The sequence below is a fragment of the Pseudomonas sp. TWR2-1-1 genome, assembly GCF_049897045.1.
Classification (GTDB): Bacteria; Pseudomonadota; Gammaproteobacteria; order Pseudomonadales; family Pseudomonadaceae; genus Aquipseudomonas; species Aquipseudomonas versuta.
The window spans coordinates 259304-272654 of the sequence record NZ_JAFCVM010000008.1; the positions used below are offsets into that span (position 1 = coordinate 259304).

At 58.7% G+C, this 13351-nt stretch carries 12 protein-coding genes; 10 read left to right on the plus strand and 2 right to left on the minus strand.

What is annotated here, in order from left to right; all coding sequences use genetic code 11:
• The first annotated feature begins 119 nt into the window (after window positions 1–119).
• The 5 genes from ACP7BO_RS20265 to ACP7BO_RS20285 all read left to right on the plus strand — a co-directional run bounded on the left by ACP7BO_RS20265 (window position 120) and on the right by ACP7BO_RS20285 (window position 3840).
• Window positions 120–1037: a LysR substrate-binding domain-containing protein gene (locus ACP7BO_RS20265; RefSeq protein ID WP_426212338.1), complete on the plus strand. Its 918-nt coding sequence runs from the start codon at window positions 120–122 to the stop codon at window positions 1035–1037.
• Between the two features lie 240 nt (window positions 1038–1277).
• The gene (gene purE, locus ACP7BO_RS20270; protein ID WP_003438120.1) at window positions 1278–1769 is read left to right on the plus strand and encodes a 5-(carboxyamino)imidazole ribonucleotide mutase; all 492 of its coding nucleotides are present in this window, start codon (window positions 1278–1280) and stop codon (window positions 1767–1769) included.
• An 11-nt stretch (window positions 1770–1780) separates the two neighbouring features.
• Window positions 1781–2866, plus strand: a complete 1086-nt coding sequence (locus ACP7BO_RS20275; RefSeq protein ID WP_060696301.1) for a 5-(carboxyamino)imidazole ribonucleotide synthase — start codon at window positions 1781–1783, stop codon at window positions 2864–2866.
• A gap of 105 nt (window positions 2867–2971) precedes the next feature.
• Window positions 2972–3220, plus strand: coding sequence for a GlsB/YeaQ/YmgE family stress response membrane protein (locus ACP7BO_RS20280; RefSeq protein ID WP_060696300.1), 249 nt, complete (start codon window positions 2972–2974; stop codon window positions 3218–3220).
• Between the two features lie 83 nt (window positions 3221–3303).
• Window positions 3304–3840 (plus strand): DUF3299 domain-containing protein, encoded by a 537-nt coding sequence (locus ACP7BO_RS20285; protein WP_397455274.1) that lies wholly within the window; start codon window positions 3304–3306, stop codon window positions 3838–3840.
• 80 nt (window positions 3841–3920) lie between these two features.
• Here the strand turns inward: ACP7BO_RS20285 and ACP7BO_RS20290 are convergent, their stop codons facing one another.
• Together ACP7BO_RS20290 and ACP7BO_RS20295 are read right to left on the minus strand one after the other, a co-directional pair.
• Entirely contained in the window at window positions 3921–4820 is a 900-nt protein-coding gene (locus ACP7BO_RS20290; protein WP_426212341.1) for a D-hexose-6-phosphate mutarotase, read from the minus strand.
• Window positions 4821–4878: 58 nt separating this feature from the next.
• Window positions 4879–5280 (minus strand): acyl-CoA thioesterase, encoded by a 402-nt coding sequence (locus ACP7BO_RS20295; protein ID WP_003438129.1) that lies wholly within the window; start codon window positions 5278–5280, stop codon window positions 4879–4881.
• Window positions 5281–5656: 376 nt separating this feature from the next.
• Between ACP7BO_RS20295 and ACP7BO_RS20300 the strand changes: the two genes are divergently transcribed.
• From ACP7BO_RS20300 to pstB, 5 genes are all read left to right on the plus strand, one after another.
• Window positions 5657–6946, plus strand: coding sequence for an MFS transporter (locus tag ACP7BO_RS20300; RefSeq protein WP_397455272.1), 1290 nt, complete (start codon window positions 5657–5659; stop codon window positions 6944–6946).
• A 166-nt stretch (window positions 6947–7112) separates the two neighbouring features.
• The gene (locus ACP7BO_RS20305; RefSeq protein ID WP_060696296.1) at window positions 7113–8099 is read left to right on the plus strand and encodes a phosphate ABC transporter substrate-binding protein PstS; all 987 of its coding nucleotides are present in this window, start codon (window positions 7113–7115) and stop codon (window positions 8097–8099) included.
• Between the two features lie 452 nt (window positions 8100–8551).
• Window positions 8552–10585 carry an ABC transporter permease subunit gene (locus ACP7BO_RS20310; RefSeq protein WP_426212361.1) on the plus strand — a complete coding sequence of 678 codons (2034 nt, stop codon included), beginning with the start codon at window positions 8552–8554 and terminating at the stop codon, window positions 10583–10585.
• Window positions 10586–10600: 15 nt separating this feature from the next.
• Window positions 10601–12271 (plus strand): phosphate ABC transporter permease PstA, encoded by a 1671-nt coding sequence (pstA, locus tag ACP7BO_RS20315; protein ID WP_060696294.1) that lies wholly within the window; start codon window positions 10601–10603, stop codon window positions 12269–12271.
• A gap of 180 nt (window positions 12272–12451) precedes the next feature.
• A complete protein-coding gene (gene pstB / locus ACP7BO_RS20320; RefSeq protein WP_060696293.1) occupies window positions 12452–13285 on the plus strand; it encodes a phosphate ABC transporter ATP-binding protein PstB in 834 nt (277 codons plus the stop codon).
• The last annotated feature ends 66 nt before the right edge of the window (window positions 13286–13351 follow it).

The following is a 13351-nucleotide window of genomic DNA, read 5'->3' on the forward strand; positions in this document are numbered from 1 at the left end:
AGACAAAATTGGGCCAATGCCTTTAAACACTATCCTATGCATAAACGGCATAATGACGACGTGACGCGACGGCCGCGTCGAACGTGTGACCCAATTTGGTGCGCGTCCGGGAGGACTCGATGAATCTCGAAAGTAAATGGTTAGAGGACTTTAGTGCCCTGGCCGCCACTCGCAGTTTTTCCCAGGCGGCGGAGCGTCGCTTTGTGACCCAGCCAGCCTTCAGCAGGCGTATTCGCAGCCTTGAAGCGGCACTGGGCCTGACCTTGGTGAATCGTTCCCGCACCCCGGTGGAGTTGACTGCGGCCGGTCAGCTGTTTTTGGTCACGGCGCGCACCGTGGTCGAACAGCTCGGCGAAGTTTTGCGTCACTTGCATCACCTGGAAGGCGGGCAGGGCGAGGTCATGCAGGTGGCTGCCGCACACTCCCTGGCGCTGGGGTTTTTCCCGCGCTGGATCGCCCAGTTGCGTAACGAAGGGTTGAACATCGCCACACGCCTTGTTGCGACTAACGTCGGAGATGCTGTGCATGCTTTGCGTGAGGGCGGCTGCGATTTGATGCTGGCTTTTTACGACCCCGATGCGGCTTTGCAGATGGATCCGGAGATTTTCCCGTCCTTGCACCTGGGTAATACCGAAATGCTGCCGGTGTGTGCCGCCGACGCCGACGGTAACCCGCTGTATGACCTGGAAGGCGAAGCCAGTGTGCCGTTGCTGGCCTACAGCGCCGGAGCATTTCTGGGACGTTCGGTAAATTTGTTGCTGCGCCAGCGCAGCCTGCGCTTTACCACTATTTATGAGACCGCCATGGCCGACAGCCTTAAAAGCATGGCGCTTGAAGGGCTGGGCATAGCCTGGGTGCCGCGGTTAAGCGTTCGGGCGGAGCTTGAGCGTGGTGAATTGGTGATCTGCGGTGGCCCGCAGTGGCACGTGCCGCTGGAGATCCGCCTGTACCGCTGCGCCCTGGTGCGCAAGGCCAACGTGCGCTTGTTGTGGCGCAAGCTGGAAAACCCTACGGCACCCGCGCCAATGCCGATTTAGCCGGTGCCCGAGGGGTTTTATTGTCTGACCTTAAAGTCAATAAAACCGGGCGTCGAAGCAGATTTCACCGTGAAAGACATATGGTCGGGGAATATGCGTTTTCTTTACCTTTTTGGGTATACTGCGCGGCCTTCGGCTGGCTTGACCGGCCTTAATTCCTATAACAAGCCACGTCGGTTTCCCCACGTGGCTTGTTGTTTTTTGACGCGCCTGCGGGCGCCCAAGAGAAGAGGCGCGACGATGAGTGCACTGGTAGGCGTGATCATGGGCTCCAAGTCCGATTGGTCCACCCTCAGCCACACCGCCGATATGCTGGAAAAACTCGGCATTCCTTACGAAGTTAAAGTGGTCTCTGCCCACCGCACTCCGGACTTGCTGTTCCAGTATGCCGAAGAGGCCGAAGGCCGCGGGATCGAGGTCATCATCGCGGGGGCCGGTGGCGCAGCTCACTTGCCAGGCATGTGTGCGGCCAAAACCCACTTGCCTGTACTCGGTGTGCCGGTGCAGTCGGCGATGTTGTCGGGCGTTGATTCGCTGCTGTCGATCGTGCAAATGCCTGCAGGCATTCCGGTTGCCACACTGGCTATCGGCAAGGCGGGCGCGATCAACGCGGCGCTATTGTCGGCAAGCATCCTGGGCGCCAAGCACCCGCAGTTCCATACCGTATTGAAAGCATTCCGTGCTGAGCAGACAGACAGCGTTCTGGACAATCCAGACCCGCGCGAAGCCTGAGGTTTTTGACGATGAAAATCGGTGTAATCGGTGGCGGCCAACTGGGCCGCATGCTGGCTCTGGCGGGCACTCCGCTGGGCATGAACTTCGCTTTCCTCGACCCGGCCCCTGATGCCTGTGCAGCTGCACTGGGTGAACACCTGCGTGCGGACTACAGCGACCCGGATCATTTGCGCCAACTGGCCGATGAAGTCGACCTGGTGACGTTTGAGTTCGAAAGCGTTCCGGCCGAGACCGTGGCATTCCTGTCGCAATTCGTACCGGTGTATCCGAGTGCCGAAGCGCTGCGCATCGCCCGTGATCGCTGGTTCGAAAAGAGCATGTTCAAGGATCTGGGGATTCCGACTCCGGACTTTGCCGACATCCAGTCCCAGGCGGATCTGGACGCCGCGGTGGCCAGCATCGGTCTGCCGGCAGTGCTCAAAACCCGCACCCTGGGTTATGACGGCAAGGGCCAGAAAGTGCTGCGCACTGCGGCCGATGTCGAGGGTACGTTTGCCGAGCTGGGCAGTGTCGCCTGCCTGCTGGAAGGTTTTGTACCCTTCACTGGCGAAGTGTCGCTGATCGCTGTACGCGGTCGTGATGGCGAGACCCGGTTCTATCCGCTGGTTCACAACACTCACGACAGCGGCATTCTCAAGCTGTCCGTCGCCAGCACCGATCACCCGTTGCAAGCGCTGGCAGAAGACTACTCCAGCCGCGTGCTCAAGCAACTCGATTACGTCGGCGTGATGGCGTTCGAGTTCTTTGAAGTCGACGGTGGCCTCAAGGCCAACGAAATTGCTCCGCGTGTACACAACTCCGGGCACTGGACCACTGAAGGCGCCGAGTGCAGCCAGTTCGAAAACCATTTGCGGGCCATTGCCGGTTTGCCGTTGGGTTCGACGGCCAAAGTCGGTGAGAGCGCAATGCTCAACTTTATTGGCAGCGTGCCGCCGGTTGAGAAGGTGATCGCGATTGCCGACTGCCATTTGCATCACTACGGCAAGGCCTTCAAGGTCGGCCGCAAGGTGGGTCACGCCAATCTGCGCTGTGCGGACATGGCCACGCTCAAAGCGCAAATTCAGCGCGTTGAAGCGTTGATCGATCAGGCGTAAATCGTTAATTGGCGGGAACCATTCGATGCCCGCCACTCTCTGATGGCGTGATCCCAAAGTGCTGACTAGGCTTGGGTCTACGCCATCTACAGAGAGGAAGCGTCCATGGGCATCATCGGAACCATTTTTATCGGCTTGATCGTTGGCCTGCTGGCCCGTTTCCTGAAACCGGGTGACGACAGCATGGGCTGGATCATGACCATCCTGTTGGGTATCGGCGGTTCGCTGGCAGCAACTTACGGCGGCCAGGCACTGGGTATCTATAAGGCAGGTGAGGGTGCCGGCTTTATTGGTGCGGTGGTCGGTGCGGTTATCCTGCTGGTGATCTACGGCATGGTGTCGAAAAAGAGCTGACAAGACGCTTGGGTTCTCTCTGCGTCAGACGCAGAGAGGGCTAGAATACCCGGCGTTTTAATCCCTCTTTTATTGAGCCTTTCATGCGCCGTTTTCTACTGACTTTTCTTTTGCTGGGCTGTGGCCTGGTACATGCGGCAGAACTGCCCGAAACCGACTGGCTCGACCTGATGCCAAAGTCGGATCAAAAAGCCCTCGAACAAATGCCCGAAATCGACCATGACTCGCCCGAGGCCAATGGTACGTTTACCGCCAAGGGTGGTTTGAAGCAGAGCAAAGGCCTGCCGGCGGTGATGTATTCCAGCAAAACTGTGCCTGCCATGAACGGTAAAAACATCCGTCTGGGCGGTTATCCCGTGCCATTGGAAACCGATGCCAAGGGGCGTAGCACCCTGTTTTTCCTGGTGCCATACCCGGGCGCCTGCATCCATGTACCGCCACCGCCGCCTAATCAGCTGGTACTGGTGCGCTACCCCAAAGGCTTGAAGCTGGACGACATCTACACGCCGTTATGGGTGATGGGTACGCTGAAGGTTGAGACGGTCAGTAATGACCTGGCGGATGCAGCCTATGCGCTGGACGCGAGCAAGGTGCGGGTAGTGGTTGAAGCGGATTTGTAAGGGGGTCGCAACCTAACTGTAGGAGCGAGCTTGCTCGCGAGCTGTTTAAAAAGCTCGCGAGCAAGCTCGCTCCTACAGGTTCAGGGTTTCAGGCGTTTGCTCGCAATGCTCACACCCAGCGTATGACTCGCCCCCGGCTCCAGGGTAATGACGTCATCCATCACGTTGGCGGTTTCGATGCAGAGCATGCGCTGCCAGCCATCATCGGCCATGTCGTCAAACTGCCTGGCCCGCTCGATCCACGGGTTCCAGATTACCGCCGTGCGTGAACCGCGGCTGGTGAGCTGGAGGCTGCGGTGCCAGTCGGGATCGACAATGCTCAGCTGTTGCGGGGCGTCGAGGTAGATGCGGTCGGTTTCGCCGCTGAAGGTCAAATCGCCGTTCTGGCGGATCTGTTTCCAGTCTTGCAGCGTGTCGATATAGGTCAGTGCGTCCAGCCCTTCAACATGCACCTTGCGCACGTCGCTGACGGCGAAGTAACTGTGCAGCGCCTGGCTGATGCTCACCGGAATGTCACTGCGGTTATGGCTGGTGAGGCTGATGTGCAGTTGCGTGTCCAGGCGAATGCTCAGGGTCAGTGCTACATCGTGTGGCCAGCCGGGCAGGCCGCCTTCGATCTGGGGCAAGCCAAGCTCAATATGCAAGGCTTCGCCGGCATCATCGATCTCCAGCACTTCCCACTCTCGGGTACGTACCAGGCCATGGGCCGTTGCCGGCTCGTCAGACTGACGCATGGCCTTCACGCTTTGCGGGTTGCGTTCAAAGTTGCCAAACCACGGCCAGCACACGGGGACACCGGTGCGGATGCCTTTGCCTGCTTTGTACTGTGCTTTTTCGTTGAGCCAGATGATCGGAGGCTCATCGCCAATCTGATAACTGAGTACCTGCGCGCCCTGTTTGGCGATCAACAGTTGGGCCTGACCATGCTGGAAGTGCCAGCACTCCAGTTCATCCAGGGTGACTGACTCTATGTGGTGCATGGCAGGCTCTCTATTTCAGTGGCTAGGGCAGCAGTAGACAGGCAAAGCGCGGCGAGGTTTAACGGCGCGGCGGAACGGAGCGCGTGCGGCCGCTGCCATCAATGGCAACGAACACAAATACAGCCTCGGTCACTTTGCGCCATTCGCTGGACAGCGGGTCATCGCTCCACACCTCAACCATCATCTGGATCGAGCTACGGCCGATTTCCAGTGCCTGGGTGTAAAACGACAATTGGGCTCCGACGGCCACCGGCACCAGAAACGCCATGCGATCAATCGCAACCGTGGCCACGCGGCCACCGGCGACCTTGCTGGCCATTGCGGTGCCTGCCAGGTCCATTTGTGAAACCAGCCAACCGCCGAAAATATCGCCGAAACCATTGGTTTCACGTGGCAAGGCAGTGATTTGCAAGGCCAGGTCGCCTTGCGGGATTGGATCTTCCTGTTCGAGCTCTAGCATGCCGGAGGGCCTCTGACCCGTGATTCTTCATGTGTACTGCGGGTGAATAAGCGTCTTTAGAAAAACGATTCAGCCCGAACATACTACGTTCGTCACGTTCTTCATAAGCCGCGCCAAGGGAAACTCTGCGAAATCGGCTAGTGAATGCCCAGCGGACGTTTTCGCACAGCAACCTCAGAAGTCTCAAAATGTTTCTTGCGGCCAGCGAGTATATCGATCACGGGCTTGGCCGACGACCTCCGGATTCTGCTTTTTAACCACGGCGTGCGTCTAGCTCTGTGCTTTTGTAAACAATTTGTTATCTTTCAAAACCTGCCCAGCCCCTGCCGGCTTCGTTGCAGCATTTTGCCGAGCCTAATAAGAGAAGCAATACCCCATGATCACAGAGCCTTCCAGTGCTGCACCGCCATCGCGGCCGTTAACCCGTAATGACTACAAAACCTTGTCGCTGTCTGCCTTGGGCGGTGCGCTGGAGTTTTACGATTTCATTATTTTTGTATTTTTTGCCACGGTGGTAGGCAAGCTGTTTTTCCCGGCGGACATGCCGGAGTGGCTACGTCTGATGCAAACCTTCGGCATCTTTGCTGCCGGTTATCTGGCACGGCCGCTGGGTGGCATTGTCATGGCGCACTTCGGCGACCTGCTGGGGCGCAAGAAGATGTTCACCCTGAGCATCTTCATGATGGCGGTGCCGACCCTAATCATGGGCTTGCTGCCCACGTATGCGCAGATCGGCATGTGGGCGCCGATCCTGTTGCTGCTGATGCGCGTGATTCAGGGCGCGGCGATTGGTGGTGAGGTGCCGGGCGCCTGGGTGTTTGTGGCCGAGCACGTACCGCCACGCCATGTGGGCTACGCCTGTGGCACCCTGACCTGTGGCCTGACGGCGGGTATTTTGCTCGGTTCGCTGATGGCCACTGCGATCAACACGATCTACACCCCGGCTGAGGTAGCCGACTACGCGTGGCGGATTCCTTTCCTCATGGGCGGTGTGTTCGGACTGTTCTCGGTGTATCTGCGGCGCTGGTTGCACGAAACCCCGGTGTTCGCCGAGTTGCAACTGCGCAAGGCATTGGCTGCAGAGGTGCCGCTCAAGACCGTGTTGCGTGATCATCGCAGCGCGATTGTGGTTTCGATGCTGCTGACCTGGTTGCTGTCTGCCGGGATCATCGTGGTCATTTTGATGACGCCTACCGTTCTGCAAACCGTGTATGGCTTCTCTGCAACGACTTCGTTGCAAGCCAACAGCCTGGCCATCGTGTTTTTGAGCCTGGGTTGCATTGCTTCGGGCGCACTGGCCGACCGCTTTGGGGCGGGCAGAGTATTTGTACTGGGATGCGCCGGATTACTGATCACCTCGTGGACCTTCTACCACAGCCTGTTGCAGCACCCGGACTGGTTGTTCCCTATGTACGCCTTGAGCGGTTTGTTTGTAGGCACCATCGGCGCTGTGCCCTATGTGATGGTCAAAGCCTTTCCGGCGGTAGTGCGTTTCAGCGGCCTGTCGTTTTCTTACAACCTGGCTTACGCCATCTTCGGTGGCCTGACCCCGATGGCGGTGACCCTGCTGCTTAAAGAAAGCCCGATGGGCCCGGCGTACTACGTGGCAATCATCTGCACCATGGGGCTGCTGGTCGGCGCCTACCTGTGGAAGAAAGGCCGCTGATCGAGTTGGTCCCGTCGCCCCACATCTTTAGCCTCTCCTTAAAAGGCCATCATTTGTAACCAATGATGGCCTTTCATCCAATTGTCACAATCGGTTCATAGAGTAGTCACATGGCCTGAAGATACTGGCCCCCGATTCATCTAACCCCGTTTGCTAGGAGTAAGGCATGAAACTGAAGCGTGTGATGGCGGCCCTGACTTTTGTTGCCGCTGGCGTTGCGACTGCCAATGCGGTTGCCGCTGGTGTTGACCCGGCTATTCAGCCCTACGTGAAGACCACCGGTGTGTCGGGGAACCTGTCCAGCGTTGGTTCCGATACCCTGGCGAACCTGATGACCCTGTGGGCTGAGGCTTACAAAAAAGAATACCCGAACGTGAACATCCAGATTCAGGCTGCCGGTTCTTCGACCGCACCGCCTGCGATCACTGAAGGCACCGCTAACCTGGGCCCGATGAGCCGCAAGATGAAGGACAACGAACTGGCTGCCTTCGAGCAGAAGTTCGGCTACAAGCCGACCGCTATTCCGGTCGCTGTTGATGCCCTGGCGGTATTTGTTCACAAGGACAACCCGATCAAGCACCTGACCATGGAACAGGTTGACGCGATTTTCTCGTCGACCCGTTTGTGCGGTGCCAAAGCTGACGTAAAAACCTGGGGCGACCTGGGTGTGACTGGCGATCTGGCGAACAAGCCGGTTCAGCTGTTTGGTCGTAACTCGGTATCCGGCACTTATGGCTACTTCAAGGAAGAAGCCCTGTGCAAAGGCGACTACAAGCCAAACGTGAACGAACAACCGGGCTCGGCCTCGGTGGTGCAGTCCATCAGCAGCTCCTTGAACGGCGTGGGTTACTCGGGCATCGGTTACAAAACCGCCAGCGTGAAGACCGTGCCTCTGGCTAAAAAGGGCAGCACCGAGTTCATTGAAGACAGCGAAGAAAACGCACTGAACGGCAAATACCCGCTGTCGCGTTTCCTCTACGTGTACGTGAACAAGGCGCCGAACAAGCCGCTGAACCCGCTGGAAGCCGAGTTCATCAAGCTGGTTCTGTCCAAGCAAGGCCAGGAAGTGGTCGTGAAAGACGGCTACATCCCGCTGCCTGCCAAAGTCGCTGCCAAAGCATTGGCTGACCTGGGCTTGAAAGAAGGCGCATAAACGAGAGCTCTGTAGTCGCTGACGAAGGCTGCGATATTCAAAAACGGGTCTGCTACGCAGCCCGTCGCAGCCTGCGCCAGCGACTACAGGCGTTCCTGATTCACCTCATTTCCACTCCGCTGCCAGCACCATTGGGCGGCGGATTTTCTGCGTCACTGCTTTGTCATCTTTCTGTCATACAGGACCGCTAGGGTGTGCGCATGAATGATCTGGCCAATTCCCCAATGACTACGACATCCGCTCCCAAGCGCATTGATTTCAATACGCCCGAACTCAAGCGCAAGCGCCGCATCCGTGCGCTTAAAGATCACCTGACCCGCTGGTATGTATTTATCGGCGGTCTTGCCGTACTCGGCGCAATCACCCTGATTTTCTTCTTCCTCGGCTATGTGGTGTTCCCGCTGTTTCAGGGCGCAGACCTGAACGCCAGGCAGGCACTGACGCCGGTGTGGATGCAGGATGCCGGCAAGCCGCTGATGCTCTCCGTTGAGGAGCAGAATCAGGTCGGCATGCGTGTATCCGACAAGGGCCTGGTGCTGTTCTTCAGCGCGAAGACCGGCGATGAGCTGTCGAGGGTTAGCTTGCCGTTGCCTGCGGGCACGCAAGTGACGTCGATCGGTGAAGACCAGCCGGGTAATCCGGTGGTGGTACTGGGCTTGTCCAACGGTCAGGCACTGGTGTTCCGTCATAGCTACAGAGTCACCTACCCGGATAACAAAAAGACCATCACCCCGGCCATTGAATACCCGTATGGCGAAACGCCAATTACGCTCGACCCCCAAGGCCGTGCGCTGGATCACGTGAACCTCAGCGTTAACGATTCGACGCTGGTGCTGGCGGGTTCGAGCGGTGCGCAGTTGAACGTGCTGTCGATGGCTCGCGAAGAAAACATGATGACCGGCGAGGTCACGAATTCCGAGACCCGCATCGACCTCCCGCAAATGACCGAGCAGGTCAAGGCGCTGTACGTCGACCCGCGTCAACAGTGGCTGTATGTGGTCAACGGCAGGGCGCAAGCCGATGTATTCAGCCTGCGCGACAAGAGCCTTAACGGGCGCTACAAGCTGGCGGACGACGCAACGACCGAGATCACGGCCAGTACCCAGTTGGTGGGGGGCATCTCGATGATCTTCGGCGACTCCAAAGGTGGACTGAGCCAATGGTTCATGGCGCGCGACCCGGATGGCGAGCAACGCTTCAAGCACATCCGCAGCTTCCAGATGGGCACCTCGCCGATTGTCGAGATCACGGCTGAACAACGTCGCAAAGGCTTCCTGGCCCTGGACGCTGCCGGAGAGATCGGCGTGTTCCACAGCACGGCGCATCGCACCCTGCTGGTCGAAAAAATTGCTGAAGGCCCGGGCATCATGGCGTTGTCGCCACGTGCCAACCGCATCATTGTGGAAGAGGGCGGCAAGCTGCTGCCACTGACCCTGAAAAACCCGCACCCGGAAGTGTCCTGGAGCGCGTTGTGGAGCAAGGTCTGGTACGAGAACTACGACGAGCCTAAATACGTGTGGCAATCCACGGCGGCCAACACTGACTTCGAACCGAAGATGAGCCTTGCGCCATTGACCTTCGGTACGTTGAAGGCGGCGTTCTACGCCATGTTACTGGCCGCACCGCTGGCTGTAGCTGCTGCGATCTACACCGCTTACTTCATGGCTCCGAGCCTGCGCCGCAAGGTCAAGCCGGTGATCGAGCTGATGGAAGCGATGCCCACGGTGATCCTGGGCTTCTTCGCCGGTCTGTTCCTGGCGCCTTATGTAGAGGGCCATTTGCCGGGGATTTTCAGCCTGCTGATGCTGATGCCAATCGGCATTCTGGTGGCCGGCTTTACCTGGAGCCGCTTGCCTGAGTCGATCCGCCTGCGGGTGCCGGACGGCTGGGAAAGCATGATCCTGATCCCGGTGATTCTGTTTGTGGGCTGGCTGTCGCTGTACATGAGCCCGTATATGGAAGCCTGGTTCTTCGGCGGTGACATGCGCCTGTGGATCTCCCACGACCTGGGCATCACTTACGACCAGCGCAACGCTCTGGTGGTGGGTCTGGCGATGGGCTTCGCGGTTATCCCCAACATCTACTCGATCGCCGAAGACGCCGTGTTCAGCGTGCCGCGCGGCCTGACCCTGGGCTCGCTGGCGCTGGGTGCCACGCCGTGGCAGACCATGACCCGCGTCGTCATCCTGACTGCCAGCCCGGGGATCTTCTCGGCGCTGATGATCGGCATGGGCCGTGCGGTAGGCGAGACCATGATTGTGTTGATGGCCACCGGCAACACCCCGGTCATGGAAATGAACCTGTTCGAAGGCTTGCGCACATTGGCGGCAAACGTGGCGGTGGAGATGCCGGAGTCGGAAGTGGGTGGCAGTCATTACCGCGTGCTGTTCCTCTCGGCGCTGGTGCTGCTGCTGTTCACCTTTGTCATGAACACCGTTGCCGAGCTGATTCGTCAGCGTCTGCGCAAGAAATATTCGTCGCTTTAAGGAAGGTAGAAGTCTGTGAAACAGAACTCCCTCAAAGGTTGGTTCAAGAGCGGCGCTCCCGGGGTCTGGATCAGCGGTGGTGCGGTTTCCATCGCGGTCATCATGACCATCGGCTTGCTGTCGGTCATCGCAGTACGTGGTCTGGGTCATTTCTGGCCTGCGGACCTGGTGCACGCGCAGTACAACGTGCCGGGTGATGCCAATCACGTGCTGGTCGGCGAAGTGGTGCAAAAGGAAGAAGTGCCTCGCGAACGGCTGAAAAGCGCCGGTCTGCCAGTGCCGGATCAAGGCCCTGAATTCATGACGCGCGAGCTGATCAAGGTCGGCAACCGTGACCTGAACGGCAACGACTTCACATGGGTGGTCGGTGAGTGGCTGACCAACCAGAGTAAGCCGCCGGAGTTGATGGCCATCGAGCGCCGCGAGTGGGGCAACTTTTACGGCTACCTGGTCAATGTGAAAGAAAACGGCAAGGTGGTCGCCGAAGGTGCGGCGGCCTGGCCAGAGCTGCAAAGCCGGGTCAAGCGGATCAACGAGCTGGCGGCGCAACTCAGCCAGCTGGAAAAGAAAGACATCGGCGCGATCAACTACGGGCTGGAGCGTATCCGCCTGCATGGTCGCAAGCTGGAACTGGACGGCAAGCTCACGCCTCAAGCGCAAGCGGACATGGAGTCCGAACGTGCCGAGCTGAACGCCCGTTACAAGGCCATCGAGGAGCGGTTGGGTGACTTGCATGCCCAGTTCAACCGCGACAGCCTCACGGCCCGCGACGCCAATGGTAAAGAGCTGGAAATCAGCATCGGCAAGGTAGTAAAGGCTTACCAGCCGAACGCGATGAACAGCTGGCAGAAGCTGGGGATGTATTTCAGCAACATTTGGGAATTCCTCAGCCAGGACCCGCGTGAAGCCAACACCGAAGGCGGGATCTTCCCGGCGATTTTCGGCACCGTGATGATGACCTTGATCATGGCCGTGATCGTGACGCCGTTCGGTGTGCTGGCGGCGGTGTATCTGCGTGAATATGCCAAGCAAAACACCCTGACCCGGGTGATCCGCATTGCGGTCAACAACCTGGCAGGGGTCCCGGCCATTGTGTACGGCGTGTTTGGTCTGGGTTTCTTTGTGTATGTACTGGGCGGTTCGGTTGACCGGTTGTTCTTCGCTGAAGCATTGCCTGCGCCGACCTTCGGTACGCCGGGTCTGATGTGGGCTTCGCTGACCCTGGCACTGCTGGCGGTACCGGTGGTGATCGTGGCCACTGAAGAAGGGCTGGCGCGTATTCCACGCACCGTTCGCGAAGGATCGCTGGCGCTGGGTGCCACCAAATCCGAAACCTTGTGGAAGATCGTGTTGCCGATGGCCAGCCCGGCCATGATGACCGGCATGATCCTCGCCGTGGCCCGTGCGGCCGGTGAAGTGGCGCCGCTGATGCTGGTGGGCGTGGTCAAGCTGGCGCCGTCGCTGCCGCTGGACGGCAACTACCCGTACCTGCACCTTGACCAGAAGATCATGCACCTGGGCTTCCATATTTATGACGTGGGCTTCCAGAGCCCCAACGTCGAAGCCGCCCGCCCGCTGGTGTACGCCACCGCGCTGCTGCTGGTACTGGTGATCGCAACGCTTAACCTGTCGGCGGTGTGGATCCGTAACCACCTGCGCGAGAAGTACAAGGCGCTGGAAAGCTGATTGATACACGTAAGGGTCATGTGGGAGCTGGCTTGCCAGCGATGGTATCGCGACGGTTCAGATGTACACCGCGTTGTCCGGATCGCCGGCAAGCCGGCTCCCACAATAATCATGTAAACCTCTGGCCCTGATAAGCGGCCAGAGGTAAGCGAAATGAATTTTTAGCGTATGGAGCAACCCATGCAGCATGAATCCCCTACCCACGGCATCAACATGTCAGCCCTGGGTCGCAGCAAGCAGAGCCTGAACCTGGCTGACGAAGCCGTCGCCATTGAAGTGCCGGGCCTGAATCTTTACTACGGTGAAAAACAGGCGCTGTTCGACGTCAGCCTGAACATCCCCAAGCAACGGGTGACGGCGTTTATCGGCCCGTCGGGCTGCGGCAAGTCCACGCTGCTGCGCACCTTCAACCGGATGAACGATCTGGTGGACGGCTGCCGTGTCGAAGGCGAGATCAACCTGTACGGCAATAACATTTACCGCAAGGGCGAGGATGTGGCCGAGCTGCGTCGCCGCGTCGGCATGGTGTTCCAGAAGCCCAACCCGTTCCCCAAGACCATCTATGAAAACGTGGTCTACGGCCTGCGGATCCAGGGCATCAATAAAAAACGCGTGCTCGACGAAGCGGTTGAGTGGGCGCTCAAGGGCGCGGCGCTGTGGGACGAGGTCAAGGACCGTCTGCACGAGTCGGCGCTGGGTTTGTCCGGCGGTCAGCAACAGCGTCTGGTGATTGCCCGTACCATCGCAGTGGAACCTGAAGTTCTGCTGCTCGATGAGCCGTGCTCGGCACTCGACCCGATCTCGACCCTCAAAGTCGAAGAGCTGATCTATGAGCTCAAGTCCAAGTTCACCATCGTGATCGTGACCCACAACATGCAGCAGGCCGCCCGGGTTTCGGACTACACCGCGTTCATGTACATGGGCAAGATGGTTGAGTACGGTGACACCGACACCTTGTTCACCAACCCGGCCAAGAAACAGACCGAAGACTACATCACGGGCCGGTATGGCTAGTTTGCGCTGCGGGTAAGGCAGCTCGACGACACGACACATTTGGCTAGCCGCTTCTAGCGTGCGGCT